Here is a 21012-nt window from a genome sequence, read left to right on the forward strand (position 1 = left end):
GCGCAGGGGGGCTGACCGAACGATCGGTCGGCGATCTCGGCCTGGGCGTCCTCGATGCGGGCGAACCTCGGCAGAGCAGCGAAATCGGCAGAGCAGCGCGAAATCGGCAGAGCAGCGAAGGAGCGACGATGACCGGCACCGCACCCGTCCCGCGCCGACACCTCGGGGAGCCGCTACCGCCCGAGCTCCTGGACGCCGGCGAGCGGATGGGTCCGGACCAGCTGCGCGCCCACCAGCTCACCCGGCTGCGGGCCACCCTGCGGCACGCGTACGACAACGTCGAGCTCTACCGCCGCAAGTTCGACGCGGCCGGCGTCCGCCCCGAGGACTGCCGCACCCTGGACGACCTCGCCCGCTTCCCCTTCACCACCAAGGCCGACCTGCGCGAGGGCTACCCCTTCGGCATGTTCGCCGTCCCGATGGAGCGGGTCCGCCGGATCCACGCCTCCAGCGGCACCACCGGACTGCCGACCGTGGTCGGCTACACCGACAACGACCTCTCCATGTGGGCCGACGTGGTCGCCCGCTCGATCCGCGCGGCCGGCGGCCGGCCCGGCCACAAGGCGCACATCGCGTACGGCTACGGCCTGTTCACCGGCGGCCTGGGCGCGCACTACGGCGCCGAGCGGGCCGGCTGCACCGTCATCCCGGCCTCCGGCGGCATGACGGCCCGCCAGGTGCGGCTGATCCTGGACTTCGAGCCCGAGATCATCATGATCACCCCGTCCTACCTGCTGACCCTGCTCGACGAGTTCGAGCGGCAGGGCGTCGACCCGCGGAGCACCTCGCTGCGGATCGGCATCTTCGGGGCCGAGCCGTGGACGGAGGAGATGCGGCGCGAGATCGAGGAGCGGCTCGACCTGCACGCCGTCGACATCTACGGCCTCTCCGAGGTGGTCGGCCCCGGCATCGCCCAGGAGTGCGTGGAGACCAAGGACGGGCTGCACATCTGGGAGGACCACTTCTACCCGGAGGTCGTCGACCCGTTCACCGACGAGGTGCTGCCCGAGGGGGAGGGCGGCGAACTGGTCTTCACCTCGCTGACCAAGGAGGCGCTGCCGATCATCCGCTACCGCACCCGCGACCTCAGCCGGCTGCTGCCCGGCACCGCGCGGCCGGCGTTCCGGCGGATGGAGAAGGTCACCGGGCGCAGCGACGACATGATCATCCTGCGCGGGGTGAACGTCTTCCCGACCCAGATCGAGGAGATCCTGCTGCGCACCCCGGGCGTCGCGCCGCACTTCCAGCTGCGGCTCGGTCGGCAGGGGCGGCTGGACACCATGACCGTCCGGGTGGAGGCCCGGCCGGAGGCCTCCGCGGAGCAGCGGGAGGCGGCGCGGGCGGAGATCGTCCGGGCGGTGAAGGACGGGGTCGGGATCACCGTCGCGGCCGAGGTGGTGGACCCGTACACGCTGGAGCGCTCGGTCGGGAAGATCAAGCGGGTGGTGGACGAGCGGGGGTTGAGCGAGAGGGGGTGAATCCGGCGGTCGGGCACACGGGCGGGGGCGTCCCGCCGGGCGGGTGGCGGGGAGCACCCCCGCGCGGGCCCTATGCTGCGGACATGCCGAGTGAGCTGCGCACTCTCCGATCCGCTCTCCCGCCCGCCCTTCAGCCCGATCCCCAATCCGATCCTCGGACCGCCGAGGACCTCGCCTTCATCCGGCGGGAGACCGAGCTGAAGCCCGTCCCCTTCGTGCCCGAGATCAGCCTCCACATGGCCGAGGACGCCATCGCCCTGTGGGAGACCACCGAGCGGGCGCGTGGGCGGGCCGGGCTGCCGCCGCCGTTCTGGGCCTTCGCCTGGGCGGGCGGGGTGGCGGTCGCCCGCTACGTGCTGGACCACCCCGAACTGGTCGACGGCCGTACGGTGTTGGACGTCGCGGCCGGCTCCGGGCTGGTCGGGGTGGCCGCCGCGCTGCGCGGGGCGACGGAGGTGCGCGCCGCCGAGATCGACGCCTACGCGGTGGCCGCGATCGGGCTGAACGCCGAGGCCAACGGGGTCCGGGTGGACGGCGCCCTGGTGGACCTGGTGGACGGCGACGGCGGGCCCGCCGAGGTGGTGCTGGCGGGCGACGTCTTCTACGAACGGGCCATGGCCGCCCGCTTCCTGCCCTTCCTGGAGCGGGCCGTGGCGCGCGGCGCGACCGTCGTCGTCGGCGACCCGGGCCGGGCCTACCTGCCCCGGGACCGGTTCACCGCGGTGGCGGCGTACCAGGTGCCGGTGGTCGCGGACCTGGAGGACACCGCGGTCAAGACCACGACGGTGTGGCGACTGGGCTGACCGCCCGAGGGCACCGGCATCACGGACGACGGGCTGAAACGGGTTCCCGGTCCGGACGGCGGGCCGGAGCGCGCCCGCCGTCCGGACGGCCGCCGAGCGCTGGCGGCCGGGTCCGGGGCGTGGTCGGCTGGGGCCGATGCGTGTGCGAACGGCATCGTCCGGCCGTGTCCGGCGCCGTTCGGCACCCTTCCGGCACCCTTGCTGGCGCGCTGCCGGACCCGCCCACCCGACAGGGGACCCACCATGACCATCACCGAGAACGGACTCAGGATCGCCTCGCCCCAGGCGATCGCCGACCTGCACGCCGGCCTGCCCGACTTCGAGCAGGCCCTCGCCTTCTACCACCAGCACCTGGCGCCGGACACCGCCGTCGACCTGTCCGTCGCGGAGAACGTCCTGCTCTACCACGACTCGATGCAGCGGGACGTCTTCGAGAAGATCCGGCTGATCCCCGAGCTGAACATCAAGTACATGGCCCCGGTCGGCATCCCGTGGCTGCGTCAGCAGGCGGCGGACCTGCTCACCCGGGCGTTCGGCCGCACGGTCGTGATGGAGGACGTCTTCGGCTGCGCCGGGGTCTCCTCCGCGCTGGAGTGCATCGCCTACGGGCTCATGCGGCGGCAGGGGACGGGCGGCGTGCCGCTCAAGCCGGGGGACGAGGTGCTGATCCCGGCGCCGTACTGGCAGGGCTTCAACTGGTCGTTCCAGGAACGGCCCAAGCTGAAGTGCGTCCCGGTGCACCTGCCCACCCACGGGGAGGACCGCTACCGGCTCACCCTGAACCTGATCGTGAACGCCTACGAGGCGCGGAAGGAGGCCGGGCACAACCCGCGGCTGCTCGTCCTCACCAATCCGCACAACCCGCTGGGCGTCAACTACCCGAAGGAACTGCTCGACGAGATCTACGGCTGGGCGCTCGCGCACACCGACCTCCACATCATCTCCGACGAGATCTACTGCCACTCCCAACTCGACACCGGGACGACGCCGTTCACCAGCGCGGTGGCCCTGGATGCGTACCAGGAGCACGCCGACCGGGTCCACGTGGTCTGGGGCTTCGCCAAGGACTTCGGGCTGTCCGGCTTCCGCACGGGGTTCGTCATCTCCAAGAACGAGGCCGTGCACCGCGCCATGCTCGGCAGTGACGACCCGGCCGAACAGACCCGCGCGCTGCCCTGGTTCACCCCGTTCGACTCGCTGAAGACCTACGTCATCGGGGAGCTGTTCAAGGCCACCGTCGACGGGGAGCCCTACCCGGTGTACGCGATGCGCGAGTACCGCACGCTGCTGAGCGCGAGCTTCCGCAGGACCAAGGACGCCCTGGACGCCGCCGGGATCGAGTACGTCCACCAGGACGGCGACAACGCCGCGATGTTCTTCTGGCTCGACCTCACCAGGTACCTCGGCAAGCGCGCGCCCGGCGAGCACGTGAACGGGCTGCCGGCCATCGGGCCGGACGGGCTCGACCCGAACGAGGAGTGGCTGTTCCGCTACCTCGCCGCCAAGCCCACCGAGGTCTCCCTGCTGCCCGGCGGGACCATGCACAACGCGGAGCCGGGCTTCTTCCGGCTCTGTTTCACCAGCCGGATGCCCGACGACGTCGAGGCCGCCGTGCGGCGGGTGGGCGTGGCGCTGCAGCAGCTGAAGTAGCCGGAGCGGCTCAGGTAGTCGTACGGCGCGAGCGGCACCGGGTGCGCCCCGGTGCCGCTCTTCCGCTGCTCAGCCGCGCAGCCGGGCCAGCCAGGCCTCGACCTCGTCGGAGCGGCGCGGGAGGTCGGCGGAGAGGTTCTCGTTGCCGTCCTCGGTGACCAGGATGTCGTCCTCGATCCGCACCCCGATGCCCCGGTACTCCTCCGGCACCGTCAGGTCGTTCTCCTGGAAGTAGATGCCCGGCTCGACGGTGAGCACCATGCCCGGCTCCAGCGGGCCGTCGACGTGCTCCTCGGTGCGGGAGTGGGCGCAGTCGTGGACGTCGATGCCCAGCATGTGGCCGGTGCCCGCCAGGGTGAAGCGGCGGTGCAGGCCCAGCTCGTACACCTTGTCGGCGCTCAGGTCGCCGAACAGGCCCCAGGCGGTGAGGTGTTCGGCGAGCTCGCGCTGGGCGGCGTGGTGGAAGTCGCGGAACCGCCCGCCCGGCCGGACGGCCGCGATGCCGGCCTCCTGGGCCGCGTACACGGCGTCGTAGACCTTGCGCTGGAGCTCGGTGAAGCGGCCGCTGACCGGGAGGGTGCGGGTGACGTCGGCGGTGTAGAGGTGGTTGGTCTCCACGCCGGCGTCGAGCAGCAGGAGGTCGCCGGGGCGGGCGTGGCCGTTGTTGCGCACCCAGTGCAGGGTGGTGGCGTGCGGGCCGGCCGCGGCGATGGTGCTGTAGCCCACGCTGTTGCCCTCGACCCGGGCGCGGACGAAGAAGGTGCCCTCGATCAGCCGCTCGGCGGTCTCGGAGTCGGTGCCGAGGACGCGGACCACGTCCTCGAAGCCGCGGGCGGTGGCGGCGCAGGCGAAGCGCAGCTCCTCGATCTCGAACGCGTCCTTGACCAGGCGCAGCCCGGACAGGAAGACCTCGAACTCCTCGTCCCGCTCGGCCGTGATCCGGTCCGCGAGGGCCTCCTCGACGCCCGCGTCGTGGCGGCGCAGCACGCGGGCCGGGCCGGTGGCGGCGCGCAGGTCCGCGCGGGCGGTGCGCACGTCCCGGCAGGGCAGGCCGAACAGCCGCTCGCTCTCGGTCAGGCTGTTGCGGCGGCCGTCCCACAGCTCGCCGTGGCCGTCCAGCCAGAACTCGCCGTTGTCGGTGCGGGAGCGGTCGCGCAGGTAGAGCACGGCCTCGTGGCCGCTCTCCCCGGTCGGGGCGAGCACCAGGACGCCGTCCTCGGACTGGTCGCCGGTCAGGTAGGCGTAGTCGGAGGAGGGGCGGAACGGGTAGTCGGTGTCGTTGGCCCGAACCTTGGGGTTGCCGGCCGGGACGACCAGCAGCTCGCCGGGAAAGGCGGCGGACAGCGCGGCGCGGCGGCGGGCGGTGTGCGCGGCCTGCGGGACGGGCTCCAGGGCGGTGCGCTCGGTGTCGGCCCAGCCCTGCTTCATGCTCTCCGCGAGCTCGTCCGTGACCCCGCGGGTCAGGCCGTTCTTCCGGTACTTGATGGTCTCGGCGGGCTCGGTGGTCTCGGCGGGCTCGGTCACTGCGGTCTCCTGGTGAGGGTGAGGGCAGCGGGGTGTTTCGCTACGCTGCCCCGTCCGTCGGTGTGCGTCCCGTACGGTATATCGAACACTGCCGCAAGAGAAGAGGCCCAGCGTGAACGACGCCGAGGAATCCGTCCGGGGCGTCCTCGCCGCCAACCTGAAGCGGGTGCGGGCCCAGCGCGGACTGTCGCTGTCCGAGCTGTCCCGGCGGGCCGGGGTGGGCAAGGCGACGCTCTCCCAGCTGGAGTCCGGGGCCGGCAACCCCACCCTGGAGACGGTGCTCGGGCTGTCCCGGGTGCTCGGCGTGCCGATCTCCGACCTGGTCGAGGCCCGGCCGGCCGGCGAGGTGACGGTGGTGCGGGCGGCCGAGGCCGAGGTGCTCAGCGGGCGGGGCGTCGACCTGCGGCCGCTGCGCCGGATCGAGTCCGGGGACACCGTGTTCGAGCTCTACGACCAGGTGGTGCGCACCGGCGCCGCGCAGGAGTCCGGCGGGCACACCGGCACCGAGCACACCGTCGTCCAGGCCGGCCGGCTGGGGGTCCGGGTCGACGGCCGCGAGATCGAGTTGGGACCGGGCGACTACATCGGCTTCGACGCCGCGCTCCCGCACGCCTACACCGCGTTGGACGGCGAGCCGGTCCGCTCGGTGCTGGTGCTGCAGTACCGGGCCGAGCAGCACGGCCACCTCGCCGAGGCCTCGCCGGTCCGGCCGGCCGCGTGGGGGCTCTGGCACTGACGCTCCGGCGCTGGGGCTCCGGTATCGGACGGCCTGGCGGGCGGTTCGGTGGCCGGCTCGGCGGGCGGTTCGATGGACGGTCGGATCGTTCGGAATACCGAACGAGCGGATGGGTGCGGCAGGATGATCATCATGACGGACGCACTCACCTGGCTCGCCGAACCCGAATCGATCGCCTACGGAGGTTACAGCGTCGTGCTCGCCCGCGGCCTGGAGCCGGAGGAACTGGCGGCCCGGCTCGCCGAAGGGCTCCCGGAGCGCACGGCGCGGCCGCTCGACGAGCTCACCGCCGAGGACCTGGTGGAGGAGTACGAGCTGGAGTTCGCCGGCGGCATCGAGGACATCGCGCTGCACCACGGGCGCAGCGGCGACCTCGTCTTCGCGGTGGCGTACGGCTACTGGCAGGGGGAGCTGAGCGTCCGGCCGGAGGTCTCGCGCGGCGGCGCCGAGGTCTACCACCTGGAGTTCGAGGAGGAGAACGGCAAGCCGGTGCCGCCGTTCTTCAGCGCCCACCGGGACGGGCGGGAGGTCTGCTCCCTCAACCTCCACCTGGACCCCTCCTGGGGCCCCGGCGACGTCCAGGGTGAGCCGGCCACCGCCGCCGCCCTGACGGCCGAGCTGGCCGCCGTCGGCCTGCCCGACCACGACCGCGCGGGCGACGACCTCCACCGCACCTGCCTGGAGGTGCTCGGCCGGCACTTCGGCCTCACCCTGCCGCGTGATCTGGTGCGGGAGGCCGAGCTCCCGGCCCTCCTGCTGGAGACCGACTGACGGGGGCGGCCGGCCGAGGCTCCGGCCGGCGCGCCCCCTGCCCTGACCCTGATCCCCCCGGCGGCCGTGGAGGCGGCGCGCCGGGCGGGGTGGGGTGCGGGGTCAGGGCCGTTCGTCAGCCGAGCGTCAGCGACCGGGAGCGGGTCCGCCGGGCCTTGTCATCGGCGCGCTTGAAGGAGCGTGACATCGCTGATCAACTCCCCTCTCCGATGGGTGACTGGCGGGCTCCCGCGCTCACCTGGGTGCCTGACGCCGATTCTGTGCGAGGTCGATGGGCGAGGAGAATCCCAGAAATCTGGGACATGTCCGTGCCACCCTTCGCCGTGAAGACCCGTTCGGGCGCGAGGGCGGTCGGCCTGGACTCCGAGGTGTGCGGCCCGAAGCCCGAGCCGGGGCGAACCGGCTCGGGCCGGGCCCCGGGTGCGTCAACCCGCCGTGCGGATGTCCGCCCTGGGGCGCGAACTGCGCGGGAACGGCCCGTGAATTGTTCCCCGGTCGGGTGACGGTGCGGCCGGTCGGTGGGGCCCTGCGGGCATCATGGGCCGCGACACGGGACGTCGCGGAACAGGGAGTCGACCGATGGGTAGGCCGATGGCGGAGTTCGGTTGCGCGAAGTGCTACGGCGAGGACGAACGGGCGGTGTGGGGGCGGCAGCGGGAGGGCTTCGAGCACGAGGCGGAAGTGGTGGACGGCTCGCGCTTCGCCGTCAACCTGCGGCGCTGCCTGGGGTGTTCGCAGCGGTTCGTGTGGATCTTCACCGAGGTCGTCGACTGGATGGGCGGGGACGACGCCCAGTACGTGACGATCATGCCGGTGACGGCCGAGGAGGCCACCGGCCTGAGGAGCGGCACCCTGCGCCCCCACGCCCTCGGCGCCCTCGGCCGCGACCGCCGCCACCTGAACCACGACTGGCCCACCGGCGGCCCGGCCCGGTTGCACTGGCGCTCCGGCCGCTTCCTCGTCGCCGGGGCCCGCTGAGCAGTGGTGCCGCCGCCCTGCCGAAGCGGCAGGGCGGCGAGGGAGTCAGACGCTCCCGAACTCGCCGGACTTGACGCCCGCGATGAAGGACTGCCAGGCGTCCGTACCGAAGGCGAGCTGCGGGCCGTCGGGGTCCTTGCTGTCGCGGACGGGGAGGACGCCCGGGAGGCCGGGGGCGACCTCGACGCACTGGCCGCCGCCGTCGCTGTACGAGGACTTCAACCAGGAGGCGGGCTTGACCGTCGCGATGGGGAACATGGCTTGGATCTCCTTGAGGCGGGTGCGGATGAGCGCCAGCGAGTCCGCACATGAGAGGGCTTGGGCCTGGAGCCAATCGTAAACCCTTGACAGGGAACGGATCTTGTCCTCGTCGTCCCGCTCGACGTAGCCCCGTTGGATGGTTTCGAGGTAGGCCATCCAGTCCCCGTCCGGGGAGGTCAGGAGCGTGAACGGCTTGCTCGAGGGGAGGTTCTCGCCCAGGCTGGACGGCGCGATCTGCAGCATGACGTGGGGAAGGCCGGCGACGCTCTCCAATCGACGGAGCTGCTCGGCCATGACGAAGGGGCCGCCGACGGGCCGCAGGCAGCTCTCCTCCATGATGATGTGGACGGAGGGGGCGGGGTCCCGGTACAGCAGGGCCTGCCGCGCCATCCGGACATTCAGGCGCTCGATGGCCTTCTCCTCGGGGATGTCGCCCCGCCGGGCCGCGGCGTAGATGAGCGCGGAGGCGTAGGCCCGCGTCTGGAGCAACCCGGGGATGACGTTCATCTCGTAGATCTTGAGGGCGGTGGCCTTGCGCTCGTGCTCGATGTAGGCGAGGAACCCGCCGATCAAGGCGCTGCTCTTGGCCGTCCAGTACAGGAGTTCAAGCGCCTGGCAGGTGTCGAGTTCCTTGTCGCACCGCCGAACGAGGGGCAGCGGCGCGGGGCGGTCGCCGTTCTCGATCATGGAGATGAGTGAATCGCTGTAGTTGGTCCGCCGCCCGAGCTGGACCTGCGTGAGCCCCCTGGCCTTGCGGAAGCGCCGGAGCTGAACGCCGATGGCCGCGTCCGGCGACGAGGTGGGGTCTACTTCCCGATGGGGCATGGTGATTACCCGATTCCACAGTGCTCGCTGTCAAAGTGAAGCTCTTCCGATGCTAGCCGTGATTGGCCACTCTTGGTGAGGGGATAGCAACAGAGAGGAACTAATCGGTGGATATGACGAACAGTCAATGCGGCGAAAGCCTCGTCCTGCGGCGGAACTTCCCGCCGTGCCGATGCGCGCAGTGCGGCGACGCCATCCCCGAGGCGCGGATGAACGCCTCCGCCATGACCCCGGCGGCGCCGCCCGTGCGACGGGTGGCGCCGCCGACCACCCCCTACCGGCCCTCGACCGTCGGCGAGCGGGTCTTCGACGTCCGCTCGGGCCGCTGGGCCGCCTTCATGGGGTGGCAGCACGGCCGCGCCTACCTCCGGCCGCTCGGCGGCGGCGTCGAGTGGGACACCGAAGCGCGCTGGCTCACCGACACCGAACAGTGAGATGCCCCATGAGCAGCATGATCGACAAGATCACGGCGGAGGACCGTCGCGCCGCGGCCGACGTCCTCGACGACCTCCAGGCCGTCCTGAACGCCGCCGACGTGAAACTCCCGTCCCTCGGCATCGACTGGCGCTCGGCCAAGGCCACCGGCGTCATCCTGATCGACCTCGGGGCCGCCCGGCCGGACGTCATCGAGCGGCTGGTCGTCGTTCTCCGCAGAGGTATGCGGCCGTAGCCGGAGCCGGCGTCATCACCGCCGGAAGCCTCGTGTTCGCGGCATCGGTCCTCCTGCTGATTCCCGAGCGCGTGCCTCCGGTGGCGAGCGCCTTGGTGTTCGTCCTCGTCTTCCTCGCCGCCTCGACGGGCGCGTTCATGCTCGTGGCGGGCTGGATGAGAGTACGTGCATAGCAGCGCGGGCTTCGAGTCGTCTCGAAGCCCGCGCCGAATTCCCCGTCCCTCAGGTGCCGTTGAGGGCGTAGCTGCGGAACGTGGCGAGCAGGGGCAGGACTTCGGTCTTGCTCGGGTCCTCGGTGACGGCCCGCATCGCGTCGATCACCGTGTGGGCGATGATCTTGATGACGGGGAGGCCCTCCGCCGGCGCCAGGGTGCCCCAGGCCTTGAGGGTCTGGGTGAGCAGGGCGCTCATCCGGGCACCGATGTTGGAACTGACGGCGTCGGAGATCTCCGCGATCTCCTCGTCGCTCATGGTGGCGCGCAGCCCGAACGCGAGCGCCATCAGGGTGTCCATGGCGTGCTCGCCGTACGCGGCGACCAGCGCCGGGAGCGGCCGTTCACCGGGCCCGCTCGCCGCCAGGGCGGTCAGTGCCTCGTCGTCGTCCTTGAACGCCGCCTCCAGGGCGGCCAAGGCCCGCAGGGCCTCGTCTGCGGTGAGCCCGTCTGTCATGGAAGGAACGGTATTGAGCCATCCCGGCTTCCGACAGTGGCGGAAGCCGGGATCACCCCTTCGAGCGAAGCGGGCCCCATTCGGGCCGGTACGCGCCCTCGAAGTGCTCCGCATCCCAGCCGCCGCCCAACCCGGGGCCGGCGAGGCGTACGCGAGAGCGGCGAAGTCCTCGGCGAGGCACGGCCGTTCCGCCAGAATGATCGACATGACGATCCGTGGAGTGCTGTTCGATGTCGATGGAACCCTGTACGACTACGAGAAGGCCGAGGAGTTCGGTCTTCACGAACACCTGGTGGCCGAAGAGCTCTCCGACCGGTTCGAGTCGCCGGCGGAGGCGCTGCGTGTGTGGCGGGAAGTCAGGGAGGAGGAGTACCCGCGCTTCCTGAGCGGCGAGTTGACGTTCGCCGCCCAGAAGGCCGCACGAATACGGCGATTCCTCGCCCAGGCCGGGGTGGTCGGCGCACTCGAGGTGACGGACGAGGCGGCTACGGCGTGGTTCGCGAGCTACGCGGTACGGAGGGACGCGGTCCGGCGGGCGTTCGACGATGCTCAACCGACGCTGGGCGCGTTGGCGGGTCGATTCCGACTCGGCGTCGTATCGAACTCGGTGACCGCGCACCAGCGCGCGAAGCTGGAAGCGATCGGGCTGCTCGGCTACTTCACGGAGCCGTTGGTCTGCTCCCAGGAGCACGGTGCCGCCAAGCCGGCGGCGAGCATCTTCCTGGCGGGCTGCCAGGCCCTGGGATTGGCGCCCGCCGAGGTGGCCTACGTGGGTGACGACTACGAGAAGGACGCGGTCGGAGCGCGGGACGCAGGGTTGCGGGCCATCTGGCTGGACCGCTCGGTTTCCCGAGGGCCCGGTGCCGTGGGCGCAGGTATCCGGGTGATCGCCTCGTTGACGGAACTGACGGGTTTGTGATCGGGCAGGTGGCGCACTGGGTCGACAGCCGTACGGTGGGAGGTTCCGGGATCGGCTTCGCGCCCTCGACGAGGCCCGGCCTAGTCGGGCCGGTGGGCGTGCGCGAACTGCTCGGCATTCCAGGTGCCGCCGAGTGCGGGGGCGAGTGCGGTGACGGCGAGGGCGGCGAAGTCCTCGGCGTGGCCCGCCCGTTCCGGGAGGGCGCCGAGGAGGGGGGCGCCGGCGGAGCGGGGGAGGTCGGCGAGGTTGCAGCGCTCGGCGAGGCCGGGTTCGGCGGGCCAGGAGCCGACGAGCACGCCCGCGAGGGGGAGTTCGCGGGCCGCCAGGGCCTCCGCCGTCAGGGAGACGATGTTGAGCGTGCCGAGACCGGCGGAGGCGATCAGCAGCACCTCGGCCGGGAGCCCGGCGTCGAGTACCGCCCGGGCCTGGTCGGCGAGCGTGCGGCCCTCGTCGTCGTAGCGGACCAGCAGTCCGCCCGCGCCCTCCACCAGTACCAGGTCGTGGGTGGCGGCGAGTTCGGCGACCTCGGTCACCACCTCGGCGGGGGAGAGGTACGGCATCCCGGCCCGTCGGGCGGCGGTGTCGGGTGCCAGCGGCTCGGGGTAGCGCACCAGTTCACGGATCGTCAGTTCGCCTGCCAGGCGTCGGACTTCGGCCGCGTCCCCGGGCTCCTCCGGCGAGACGCCGGTCTGCCCCGGCTTGAGCACCGCGACCTTCCGCCCGGCCCGCAGCGCCGCCGAGGCGACGGCCGCGGTGGCGACGGTCTTGCCGACGTCGGTGTTGGTCCCCGTCACGAACAGGATGCGCGCGTTCATCCGGACACCGCCGCGGCGGTCACGGCGGCGGCGATGCGTGCCACGTCCTCGTCCTCCGTCACATAGGGGGGCATGGTGTAGATCAGGTCCCGGAAGGGCCGCAGCCACACGCCTTCGCGCGCCGCCGCCTCGGTCGCCGCCGGGACGTTCACGGGGTGGTCCAACTGCACGACGCCGATGGCGCCCTGGACCCGTACGTCCCGTACGCCGGGCAGTCCGGCCGCGGCCGCGAGGCCCTCGGCCAGTCCGGACTCGATGCGCTTGACCTCCACCGACCAGTCCTGCCCGAGCAGCAGCTCCAGCGAGGCGTTGGCGACGGCGCAGGCCAGCGGGTTGCCCATGAACGTCGGCCCGTGGGCGAGCACCGGCACCTCGCCGCGGCTGATCCCGTCGGCGACCTCGCTCGTGCACAGCGTGGCGGCCAGCGTCAGGTAGCCGCCGGTCAGCGCCTTGCCCAGGCACATCACGTCCGGCGAGACGCCCGCGTGGTCGGCGGCGAACAGCGCGCCGCTGCGCCCGAAGCCGGTGGCGATCTCGTCGAAGACCAGCAGCACCCCGTACCGGTCGCACAGGTCGCGCAGCATCCGCAGGTAGGCCGGCGAGTGGAAGCGCATCCCGCCGGCGCCCTGGACCACCGGTTCGACGATGACGGCGGCCAGCTCGTCGGCGTGCCGGGCCATCAGCTCCTCGAACCGCGCCGCGTACGCGGGGTCGAGCGGGGCGTCGAACCCGGCCGGCGGCTCGGGGGCGAACAGCTGGCCGGGCAGCACCCCGCCCCACAGGTGGTGCATCCCGCCGTCCGGGTCGCACACCGACATCGGGTGGAAGGTGTCCCCGTGGTAGCCGCCGCGCCAGGTGAGCAGCCGGCGCTTGGCCGGACGGCCGATGGACTGCCAGTACTGGAGGCACATCTTCATCGCGACCTCGACGGCCACCGAGCCCGAGTCGGCGAGGAAGACGTGCCGCAGCGGCTCCGGGGTGATCTCCACCAGCGTGGCCGCCAGCCGGACGGCGGGCTCATGGGTGAGCCCGCCGAACATCACGTGGCTCATCCGCCCCAGCTGGTCGCGCACGGCCTCGTCCAGCACCGGGTGCCGGTAGCCGTGGATCGCCGCCCACCAGGACGACATCCCGTCGACCAGCTCGCGCCGCCCGCCCGCGACCGGTTCGGCCAGGCGCAGCCGCACCCCGGAGGCGGACTCGACCACGTACGGGGTGACGGTCCCGGGCATCGGCCCGTACGGGTGCCAGACGTGGGCGCGGTCGAGGGCGAGCAGCGTGTCGGTGGACGGCTGGGGCATGGTGGTGCGGTTCTCCCGTGGGGTTCAGGCGTCAGGCGTCAGGCGTTGGGCGCGAGTTCGGTGCCGGCGCCGCGGCGGCGGACCTTCACCAGGTCGCTGCGGAGCTCGTCGTCCGGGGCCTCCGCGGCTTCTGCGGTCTCCGCGGCCTCTGCGGCCGACGAGGAGGGGGCGTGGGCGTGCCCGCCGCACGGCCCGCAGCCGCCGCCGCTGCCGCACGCGGAGGCCGCGCTGCCGCAGCCGCCGGAGGCGTGGCCGGCCTGGGCGGCCTCGGCGACGTCCGCGCGGTGGCGCGGCAGGGTGGCCTCGCCGGCGCCCTCGACCTCGAAGCCGGCGTCCTTGATCATGTCGAGGTCGGTCTGCCCGGCCTGGCCCTCGCTGGTCAGGTAGTCGCCGAGGAAGATGGAGTTGGCGATGTGCAGGCCGAGCGGCTGCATCGAGCGCAGGTGCACCTCGCGGCCGCCCGCGATCCGTACCTCGGTGTCGGGGTTGACGAAGCGGACCATCGCCAGGATGCGCAGGCAGCGCTGCGGGGTGAGGTTCCACTCCTTGGCGAGCGGGGTGCCCTCGAACGGGATCAGGAAGTTGACGGGGACGGAGTCCGAGCCCAGCTCGCGCAGCGCGAAGACGACGTCGACCAGGTCCTCGTCGCTCTCGCCCATGCCGGCGATCAGGCCGGAGCAGGCGGACAGCCCGGCGCCGTGCGCCTTCTGCACCGTGTCGACCCGGTCCGCGTAGGTGTGGGTCTTGGTGATGGTCCCGTAGGTGCCCTCGGAGGTGTTGAGGTTGTGGTTGTAGGCGTCGGCGCCGGCCGCCTTGAGCCGCTCCGCCTGGTTGTCGGAGAGCAGGCCGAGGCAGACGCAGATCTCGACCTCTGGGTCGGCGTCCTTGATGGCGGCCATGGTGTCGGTGACCCGGTCGATGTCGCGGTCCGTCGGGCCGCGGCCGCTGGCGACCAGGCAGACCCGCTTGGCGCCGCCGGCCACCCCGGCGCGGGCGGCGTCGGCGGCCTGGTCCGGCTTGAGCCAGGTGTACTTGAGGATCTCGGCCTTGGACCCGAGCCGCTGCGAGCAGTACGAGCAGTCCTCCGGGCAGAGCCCGCTCTTCAGGTTCACCAGGTAGTTGAGCTTGACCCGGCGGCCGAACCAGCGGCGGCGCACCTTGCCGGCGGCGGCGACCACGTCGAGCAGCTCGTCGTCGGTGGTGGCGAGGACGGCCAGGGCCTCCTCGCGGGTCGGGACTTCGCCGCGCAGGCCCTTGGCGGTGAGGGTATCGAGCAGATCCATGGGGCGATCCTGCCTGGTGGCGATCGAGCGGCGCCAGAGCAAACCCGCCAGAAGATCGGTGTGAGGATGTGCCGATTGCCACAGTGTCGAAGGTCACGGCTCCGCCGCTGGTCACGAGCTTGACGCGGGGCCGGACCTCCGGTTACCGGCCGGTAGCGATCGGGATGGCGAGCGGGGTGCCGGACGGCCGGCGGCCGACCGGCGGCGGGCCGGTGGCGGGCTCCGGCGGACGATGATCCACAACCCCCGACCCCGTGATCCACGCCACGCCGGGGGTGCTTAGACTCTGCGCCATGACCACGCAGGGGGAGCACACCCCGACTCCGGGAGAAGGCCGGGACGACCGGGCAGGGCAGCGGACCGGCGGGGGCGCCGACACCGACGGGGGGACCGACCTCAGGCGGGGCCGCCGGCTGACGGGCCGTCGAGCGGCCGGCTGGATCGTCGTCGTCGGTGTGGTCGCGGCCGGCGGATGGCTCATCACCCGCCCGATGCCCGGCGACTACATACCCGGGCTCGGCCCGTCCACCAAGGACTCGTCCGCGACGCCGCGCGTGGTGGGCGCCCCGCCGCCGCGCACCGACCCCGAGGCCCTCAACGTCGACAACCTCTTCCCCGCCCAGCGGCCGGTCGAGGTCGGCGCCTTCAAGGCGCGGCGCAACGGCGTCCGGCAGGGCGAGAACTGCGTCGAGGTGCTCCAGGACCGCGGCCAGGACCCGCTGAAGGACACCGGCTGCCAGGGCTACCTGACCGTCAGCTTCAGCGGCCAGGACCACCCGGTGCTCAGCAGCGTCACCCTGCTGCGCTTCCCCGACCAGCCCTCCGCCGCCAGGGCCGCCGACGCCCTGCGGACCAAGCCCGGGGCGGTCGCCTTCATGCTCGCCGACACCACCACCGGCCCCGTCCAGGCCCCGGGCGCCAAGCAGGGCGGCGACCCGCGGGTCGAGGCGGTCGGGCACTACGTGACCGTCACCAGCTCGCGGCCCGGCGACGGCCGCCCGGCGGGCTCCGCCCCGAGCGGCACCGGGGCGCCGACCACGCCCGGCCAGCCGGCCACCGGCGCGGCGCCCAGCACCGAGCAGACCCTGGACGAGGCCACCCGGGCGCTCTCCTACGCGGCGGGCTCGCCGTTCGCCTGGATGTGACGGCGCTCCCCGGCCGCGACAGCGGCCCGTTCTGACGTGACGACGCCCCCGGAAGCCGAAGCTTCCGGGGGCGTCGACGTACAGCCGGGTCGGGCCCCGTCGCCGGCTCAGCCGCCGAGCCGGTCCACCGAGGTCACCCGCAGCACCGCGCGGCCCTCCTCGTCCGAGCCGTACAGGTCGACCTCGGCGCTGATGCCCCAGTCGTGGTCGCCCTCCGGGTCGTCGAAGATCTGCCGGACCCGCCAGGAGGAGTCCTCCTCCTCGATGAGCAGCATCTTCGGGCCGCGCGCGTCCGGGCCGGTGCCGAGGTCGTCGTACTCCTCCCAGTACCCGTCCATGGCGTCCGCCCAGCGGTCCGCGTCCCAGCCGTACTCGCCGTCCAGGTCGGCGAGCTCCTCGTAGTGCTCCAGCGCGCACAGCTCGACCCGGCGGAACATCTCGTTGCGCACCAGGACGCGGAAGGCGCGGGCGTTGGCGGTGACCGGCGCCGGCTTGTCGTCCAGCCGCACCTCGGCGGCCTGCGGCTCGGTCGGGTTGGCCAGCTGCTCCCACTCGTCCAGCAGGCTGGAGTCGACCTGGCGGACCAGCTCGCCGAGCCAGGCGATGACGTCCTTGAGGTCGTCGGTCTTCACGTCCTCGGGGACGGTCTGCTCCAGCGCCTTGTACGCGCCGGCCAGGTAGCGCAGCACGATGCCCTCGGTGCGGGCCAGCTCGTAGAAGCCGACGTAGTCCGAGAAGGTCATCGCCCGCTCGTACAGGTCGCGGACCACCGACTTCGGCTGCAGCTGGTGGTCGCCGATCCACGGGTGCGCCCGGCGGTACACCTCGTAGGCGTGGGTGAGCAGCTCCTCCAGCGGCTTCGGGTAGGTGATCTCCTGGAGCCGCTCCATCCGCTCCTCGTACTCGATGCCGTCGCGCTTCATCTCGCCGACGGCCTCGCCGCGCGCCTTGTTCTGCTGCGCGGCGAGGATCTGGCGCGGGTCGTCCAGGGTCGCCTCGACGATGGAGACGACGTCCATCGCGTACGAGGGCGAGGTCGGGTCGAGCAGTTCGAAGGAGGCCAGCGCGAAGGTGGACAGCGGCTGGTTGAGCGCGAAGTTCTCCTGGAGGTCCAGGGTGAGGCGGACGATCCGGCCCTCGGCGTCCGGCTCCGGCAGCCGCTCCACCACGCCGCCCTCCAGCAGCGAGCGGTAGATGGCGATCGCGGTGCGGATGTGCCGGCGCTGCGCGGCCCGGTCCTCGTGGTTGTCGGTCAGCAGCTTGCGCATCGCCTCGAAGGCGTTGCCCGGGCGGCCGATCACCGACAGCAGCATCGCGTGGCTCACCTTGAACCGGGAGACCAGCGGCTCCGGGTCGGCGCCGATCAGCTTGTCGAAGGTCTCCTCGGTCCAGCCGACGAAGCCCTCCGGGGCCTTCTTCCGGACGACCTTGCGCTTCTTCTTCGGGTCGTCCCCGGCCTTGGCGATCGCCTTGTCGTTCTCGATCACGTGCTCCGGCGCCTGGGCCACCACCTGGCCGACGGTGTCGAAGCCAGCCCGGCCGGCCCGGCCGGCGATCTGGTGGAACTCGCGGGCGCGCAGGATGCGCACGCGCTGCCCGTCGTACTTGGACAGGGCGGTGAACAGCACCGTGCGGATCGGCACATTGACGCCGACGCCGAGCGTGTCGGTGCCGCAGATGACCTTCAACAGGCCCGCCTGGGCGAGGCGTTCGACCAGCCGGCGGTACTTCGGCAGCATGCCCGCGTGGTGCACGCCGATGCCGTGGCGCACGTAACGGGACAGGTTGCGGCCGAACTTGGTGGTGAAGCGGAAACCGCCGATCAGGTCGGCGATGGCCTCCTTCTCCGCCTTCGAGCACATGTTGATGCTCATCAGCGACTGGGCCCGGTCCACCGCCTCCTTCTGGGTGAAGTGCACGACGTAGACCGGCGCCTGGCCGGTCTGCAGCAGCTCCTCCAGGGTCTCGTGCATCGAGGTGCGGCGGTACTCGTAGAACAGCGGCACCGGGCGGGTCGCGTTGCGCACCACCGTGGTCGGCCGGCCGGTGCGGCGGGTCAGGTCCTCCTCGAAGCGGCGGACGTCGCCGAGCGTCGCGGACATCAGCAGGAACTGCGCCTGCGGCAGCTCCAGCAGCGGGATCTGCCAGGCCCAGCCGCGGTCCGGCTCCGCGTAGAAGTGGAACTCGTCCATGACCACCTGGCCGATGTCCGCCCGGGTGCCGTCGCGCAGCGCGATCTGGGCGAGCACCTCGGCGGTGCAGCAGATGATCGGCGCGGTCGGGTTCACGCTCGCGTCGCCGGTCATCATGCCGACCTGTTCGGTGCCGAACATCTTCACCAGGTCGAAGAACTTCTCCGAGACCAGCGCCTTGATCGGCGCGGTGTAGAAGGTCCGCTTCCCCTCCGCCAGCGCGGCGAAGTGCGCCCCCGCCGCCACCAGGCTCTTGCCCGACCCGGTCGGCGTCGCGAGGATCACGTTGTTCCCCGACACCAGCTCGATCAGCGCCTCCTCCTGTGCCGGGTACAGCGTGATCCCGCGCTCCTCCGACCAGGCTGCGAACGTCTCGTACAGCGCGTCGGGGGTGGCGGGCTTCGGCATCAGATCAAGGAGGGTCACCCGGCTATCTTGCCTGCTCGCCGCCACCCCGGGCAAAGCCCGGTGCCGCGAGGGGAGGGCCGGACGGGATTCCGCGGACGTCGATCAGGCGGTGCGGGACGGCGGCGGGGCGTCCGTCCCGCTCCGGGGCGTCGCGGCGGACCGGCGGTAAAGCGCGCGGTGGACCAGGGGGAAACCGGTGGGAAGCCGGCGGGAAACCGTGCGGCGGACCGGCGGGAAAGCGGAGGGAAACCGGCGGGAACGGGGGAAACGCCGTGGTCGGCCGCGGTGTGCGGCTCGACGGGGAACGGGTTCGTCCGGAAACGAGGATACCGGGAAGGAAGTGGGCGAAGACGTTTGAGCGTGCGTCAACTGTCTTTCCAGTACGACACGTTCACGGAATGCGGCGCACGGCATTGTGGACCCGGGGATGGGTTAACCTCCTTCTGGCATGCTCACGTCCCGATCTCGAATTGGGGGATCCCATGGCAATCGGACGACGACAACTCCTCGCCTCCGTCGCGCTCACCGCCCTCGCCGCACCCGTCCTGACCAAGGCGACGGCGACCCGCGCGGCCGCGGCCGAACCCGGAGCCGCAGCCGTACCCGGAGCCGCGGCCACCGGCTCCGGACCGCTGTTCATGCAGATCGTCGCGCACGAGGACGACGACATCCTCTTCATGAACCCGGACCTCTCCAACGCCCTCGCCGACGGCACGCCGTCCGTCACCGTCTTCGTCACTGCGGGGAACGCGACCGGCGACCCCTGCTCCACCGTCTGCTGGGACACCGCGGGCGAGCCGCTGCGCACCTGGAACCGGCAGATGGGCGCCGTCAACGCCTACTCCCGGATGACCGGGGTCGGCGACACCGACCCGGCCACCGACGAGGTCGGGCACTGGACGGCCGAGGCCTGGACGGTCGACGGCAAGCAGGTCGAACGGTACGTCCTCAAGGGCCGGCCGGTGCACCTGATCTTCCTCAACCTGCACGACGCCCGGCTCGGCGGCGTGCTGAACGGCGGCACCGACACCACCGTCGTCCCGAAGGACAGCCCGCTGTCCGGGCCGTCCACCTACACGGCCGCCGACGTCGTCGAAGTACTGCGCCAGCTGATGGCGACGTACCGGCCGACCGTGCTCCGGGCCCAGGACGAACTCCCGGACCGCCGCTACTCCGGTGACCACTCCGACCACGTCGCCGCCGCGAAGTTCGCCGGCCAGGCCGCCGGCCTCTACGGCGGCAACCTGATCCAGGTGAACTACCGGGACTACAACATCGGCGACGCCCCGGTGAACCTCGACCCGGCGACAGCCGGCGCCAAGGGCGTGTACTTCTCCGAGTACGCCGGCCACGACCACTCCGACGGGAACTACTCCGCCCTCTGGTTCTCCCGGATGTACTACCGCTGGTCGCGCGGCACCTCCTGGGCCGGGCTCAACCAGGACGGCCGCCCGCAGGTCTTCGTCGTCCGGGCCGGCGCCCTCCACACCTACTGGCGCCAGGCCGACGGCAGCTGGGGCGGCCCGCTCCGGATGGCCGACCCCGGCGGGCGGATCGCCCCCGGCATCGCCGTCGGCACCAACGCCGACGGCCGACTGGAGGTCTTCGCCCGCCGCCTCACCGACCACCACCTCCTCTCCCTGCCGCAGGCCGTGCCCAACGGCCGCTGGTGGGACAGCTGGGCCGACCACGGCAACCCCAACACCGGGCTCGGCAACGAGGACCAGGTCGGCGTACCCGCCGTCGCCAACTCCCTGGACGGGCGGCTGGAACTCTTCGTCAAGAACGGCGGCGGCGGCCTCAGCGGCATCCGGCAGACCACCCCGGGCGGGGTGTGGACGGGCACCTGGACGGACTTCGGCGGCACCGACCTCCAGGACCCGGTCACCGCGATCCGCAACGGCGCCGGGGCGATCGAGGTGTTCGCCGCCACCCGCACCGCCGTCCTCGGCTGGCACCAGAACACCCCGAACGGCGCCATCACCGGCCCCGACCCGATCCCGGACGCCCGCCCGGCCAGCCCGCCCAAGGCCGCCCTCGACCAGGACGGCCGCATCGAACTCGCCTACCGCGAGGTCGGCACCGGCGCGGTGCTGGTCAGCTACCAGACCCGGCCCGGCGGACCGTGGAGCCGGACCCCAGCCCCCCTCGGCGGCCACGGCGGCGTCGGCGAACCGGCCACGGCCACCCTCGCCGGCCGCGTCGTCCTGTTCGAACGCAACGCCGCCGGCGGCGTCAGCACCACCGCCCAGACCGCCCCCGACAGCGGCTACGGCCCCTGGCAGGACCTCGGCGGCACCGTCCTCGACCACCCGGCCGCCCTCACCGACGGCACCGGCGTCCTCCACCTCTTCGCCATCGGCACCGACGGCCGGGTGCACCTCCGCACGGCCACCACCCCCACCACCTTCGACCCCTGGCAGAGCCTGCCGCTCTGACCGCCTCTTCCGGCGGCTGTTCGGGAGCACTCCCGAACAGCCGCCGGAGCGGATGACCGGCGACATCACCCGAGGAAATCGCGACAGGATCAGCCCGTTGATATGTGCCGATCCGCACATTGCCCGACGCGCGGCGGCATGCCAGA

Annotated in this window: 18 protein-coding genes; 11 read left to right on the top strand and 7 right to left on the bottom strand. The window is 72.3% G+C overall.

Annotation, left to right across the window (positions count from 1 at the left end):
• Positions 1-128: 128 nt before the first annotated feature.
• The 3 genes from paaK (at position 129) to ACWDD9_RS15760 (ending at position 3931) form a co-directional block, all read left to right on the top strand.
• Positions 129-1478, top strand: a complete 1350-nt coding sequence (paaK, locus tag ACWDD9_RS15750) for a phenylacetate--CoA ligase PaaK (RefSeq protein WP_449811827.1) — start codon at positions 129-131, stop codon at positions 1476-1478.
• Positions 1479-1561: 83 nt separating this feature from the next.
• The gene (locus ACWDD9_RS15755) at positions 1562-2281 is read left to right on the top strand and encodes a class I SAM-dependent methyltransferase (protein WP_107086481.1); all 720 of its coding nucleotides are present in this window, start codon (positions 1562-1564) and stop codon (positions 2279-2281) included.
• A 243-nt stretch (positions 2282-2524) separates the two neighbouring features.
• On the top strand, positions 2525-3931 hold the full coding sequence (locus ACWDD9_RS15760; protein ID WP_449811828.1) for a pyridoxal phosphate-dependent aminotransferase: 1407 nt from the start codon (positions 2525-2527) through the stop codon (positions 3929-3931).
• A 69-nt stretch (positions 3932-4000) separates the two neighbouring features.
• On the opposite strand, the gene ACWDD9_RS15765 is transcribed toward ACWDD9_RS15760, so the two are convergent.
• Positions 4001-5455: an aminopeptidase P family protein gene (locus ACWDD9_RS15765; RefSeq protein ID WP_380780205.1), complete on the bottom strand. Its 1455-nt coding sequence runs from the start codon at positions 5453-5455 to the stop codon at positions 4001-4003.
• 112 nt (positions 5456-5567) lie between these two features.
• Between ACWDD9_RS15765 and ACWDD9_RS15770 the strand changes: the two genes are divergently transcribed.
• From ACWDD9_RS15770 to ACWDD9_RS15780, 3 genes are all read left to right on the top strand, one after another.
• A complete protein-coding gene (locus tag ACWDD9_RS15770; protein WP_074003770.1) occupies positions 5568-6191 on the top strand; it encodes a helix-turn-helix domain-containing protein in 624 nt (207 codons plus the stop codon).
• Between the two features lie 132 nt (positions 6192-6323).
• Positions 6324-6962: a DUF6461 domain-containing protein gene (locus ACWDD9_RS15775; protein WP_449811829.1), complete on the top strand. Its 639-nt coding sequence runs from the start codon at positions 6324-6326 to the stop codon at positions 6960-6962.
• Positions 6963-7541: 579 nt separating this feature from the next.
• Entirely contained in the window at positions 7542-7940 is a 399-nt protein-coding gene (locus tag ACWDD9_RS15780) for a hypothetical protein (protein WP_143204603.1), read from the top strand.
• A 45-nt stretch (positions 7941-7985) separates the two neighbouring features.
• Here ACWDD9_RS15780 and ACWDD9_RS15785 read toward each other — a convergent pair whose 3' ends face one another.
• A complete protein-coding gene (locus tag ACWDD9_RS15785) occupies positions 7986-9026 on the bottom strand; it encodes a helix-turn-helix domain-containing protein (protein WP_449811830.1) in 1041 nt (346 codons plus the stop codon).
• A gap of 113 nt (positions 9027-9139) precedes the next feature.
• Between ACWDD9_RS15785 and ACWDD9_RS15790 the strand changes: the two genes are divergently transcribed.
• Positions 9140-9460, top strand: a complete 321-nt coding sequence (locus tag ACWDD9_RS15790; RefSeq protein WP_449811831.1) for a hypothetical protein — start codon at positions 9140-9142, stop codon at positions 9458-9460.
• Between the two features lie 8 nt (positions 9461-9468).
• A complete protein-coding gene (locus ACWDD9_RS15795) occupies positions 9469-9696 on the top strand; it encodes a hypothetical protein (protein ID WP_049653014.1) in 228 nt (75 codons plus the stop codon).
• Positions 9697-9918: 222 nt separating this feature from the next.
• Here ACWDD9_RS15795 and ACWDD9_RS15800 read toward each other — a convergent pair whose 3' ends face one another.
• Positions 9919-10365: a hypothetical protein gene (locus tag ACWDD9_RS15800; RefSeq protein ID WP_449811832.1), complete on the bottom strand. Its 447-nt coding sequence runs from the start codon at positions 10363-10365 to the stop codon at positions 9919-9921.
• Between the two features lie 205 nt (positions 10366-10570).
• On the opposite strand from ACWDD9_RS15800, the gene ACWDD9_RS15805 reads away from it, so the two are divergent.
• A complete protein-coding gene (locus tag ACWDD9_RS15805) occupies positions 10571-11284 on the top strand; it encodes an HAD family hydrolase (RefSeq protein ID WP_049653026.1) in 714 nt (237 codons plus the stop codon).
• 80 nt (positions 11285-11364) lie between these two features.
• Here the strand turns inward: ACWDD9_RS15805 and bioD are convergent, their stop codons facing one another.
• The 3 genes from bioD to bioB are packed head-to-tail and all read right to left on the bottom strand — an operon-like array spanning position 11365 to position 14683.
• On the bottom strand, positions 11365-12099 hold the full coding sequence (gene bioD / locus ACWDD9_RS15810) for a dethiobiotin synthase (RefSeq protein WP_049653017.1): 735 nt from the start codon (positions 12097-12099) through the stop codon (positions 11365-11367).
• Positions 12096-13400 (bottom strand): adenosylmethionine--8-amino-7-oxononanoate transaminase, encoded by a 1305-nt coding sequence (locus ACWDD9_RS15815; protein ID WP_449811833.1) that lies wholly within the window; start codon positions 13398-13400, stop codon positions 12096-12098. The genes bioD and ACWDD9_RS15815 overlap by 4 nt, the downstream gene beginning before the upstream one ends.
• A gap of 38 nt (positions 13401-13438) precedes the next feature.
• Entirely contained in the window at positions 13439-14683 is a 1245-nt protein-coding gene (gene bioB / locus ACWDD9_RS15820) for a biotin synthase BioB (protein WP_380780188.1), read from the bottom strand.
• A gap of 293 nt (positions 14684-14976) precedes the next feature.
• Here bioB and ACWDD9_RS15825 point away from each other — a divergent pair, with 293 nt between their 5' ends.
• Entirely contained in the window at positions 14977-15828 is an 852-nt protein-coding gene (locus ACWDD9_RS15825) for a hypothetical protein (RefSeq protein ID WP_143204601.1), read from the top strand.
• Positions 15829-15935: 107 nt separating this feature from the next.
• Here the strand turns inward: ACWDD9_RS15825 and ACWDD9_RS15830 are convergent, their stop codons facing one another.
• A complete protein-coding gene (locus tag ACWDD9_RS15830) occupies positions 15936-18428 on the bottom strand; it encodes a DEAD/DEAH box helicase (protein WP_369808340.1) in 2493 nt (830 codons plus the stop codon).
• Between the two features lie 482 nt (positions 18429-18910).
• Between ACWDD9_RS15830 and ACWDD9_RS15835 the strand changes: the two genes are divergently transcribed.
• A complete protein-coding gene (locus tag ACWDD9_RS15835; RefSeq protein ID WP_449811834.1) occupies positions 18911-20866 on the top strand; it encodes a PIG-L family deacetylase in 1956 nt (651 codons plus the stop codon).
• Positions 20867-21012: the final 146 nt, after the last annotated feature.

The organism is Kitasatospora sp. NPDC001119, from assembly GCF_053598475.1.

What these genes read in the sequence shown, in the direction of transcription:
- ACWDD9_RS15785 (WP_449811830.1), bottom strand. Translation starts at nt 9,026, where the DNA reads ATGCCCCATCGGGAAGTAGACCCCACCTCGTCGCCGGACGCGGCCATC.
- ACWDD9_RS15815 (WP_449811833.1), bottom strand. Translation starts at nt 13,400, where the DNA reads ATGCCCCAGCCGTCCACCGACACGCTGCTCGCCCTCGACCGCGCCCAC.
- paaK (WP_449811827.1), top strand. Translation starts at nt 129, where the DNA reads ATGACCGGCACCGCACCCGTCCCGCGCCGACACCTCGGGGAGCCGCTA.
- ACWDD9_RS15760 (WP_449811828.1), top strand. Translation starts at nt 2,525, where the DNA reads ATGACCATCACCGAGAACGGACTCAGGATCGCCTCGCCCCAGGCGATC.
- ACWDD9_RS15800 (WP_449811832.1), bottom strand. Translation starts at nt 10,365, where the DNA reads ATGACAGACGGGCTCACCGCAGACGAGGCCCTGCGGGCCTTGGCCGCC.
- ACWDD9_RS15755 (WP_107086481.1), top strand. Translation starts at nt 1,562, where the DNA reads ATGCCGAGTGAGCTGCGCACTCTCCGATCCGCTCTCCCGCCCGCCCTT.
- ACWDD9_RS15795 (WP_049653014.1), top strand. Translation starts at nt 9,469, where the DNA reads ATGAGCAGCATGATCGACAAGATCACGGCGGAGGACCGTCGCGCCGCG.
- ACWDD9_RS15780 (WP_143204603.1), top strand. Translation starts at nt 7,542, where the DNA reads ATGGGTAGGCCGATGGCGGAGTTCGGTTGCGCGAAGTGCTACGGCGAG.
- ACWDD9_RS15830 (WP_369808340.1), bottom strand. Translation starts at nt 18,428, where the DNA reads ATGCCGAAGCCCGCCACCCCCGACGCGCTGTACGAGACGTTCGCAGCC.
- bioD (WP_049653017.1), bottom strand. Translation starts at nt 12,099, where the DNA reads ATGAACGCGCGCATCCTGTTCGTGACGGGGACCAACACCGACGTCGGC.
- ACWDD9_RS15775 (WP_449811829.1), top strand. Translation starts at nt 6,324, where the DNA reads ATGACGGACGCACTCACCTGGCTCGCCGAACCCGAATCGATCGCCTAC.
- ACWDD9_RS15825 (WP_143204601.1), top strand. Translation starts at nt 14,977, where the DNA reads ATGACCACGCAGGGGGAGCACACCCCGACTCCGGGAGAAGGCCGGGAC.
- ACWDD9_RS15835 (WP_449811834.1), top strand. Translation starts at nt 18,911, where the DNA reads ATGGCAATCGGACGACGACAACTCCTCGCCTCCGTCGCGCTCACCGCC.
- ACWDD9_RS15805 (WP_049653026.1), top strand. Translation starts at nt 10,571, where the DNA reads ATGACGATCCGTGGAGTGCTGTTCGATGTCGATGGAACCCTGTACGAC.
- ACWDD9_RS15790 (WP_449811831.1), top strand. Translation starts at nt 9,140, where the DNA reads ATGACGAACAGTCAATGCGGCGAAAGCCTCGTCCTGCGGCGGAACTTC.
- bioB (WP_380780188.1), bottom strand. Translation starts at nt 14,683, where the DNA reads ATGGATCTGCTCGATACCCTCACCGCCAAGGGCCTGCGCGGCGAAGTC.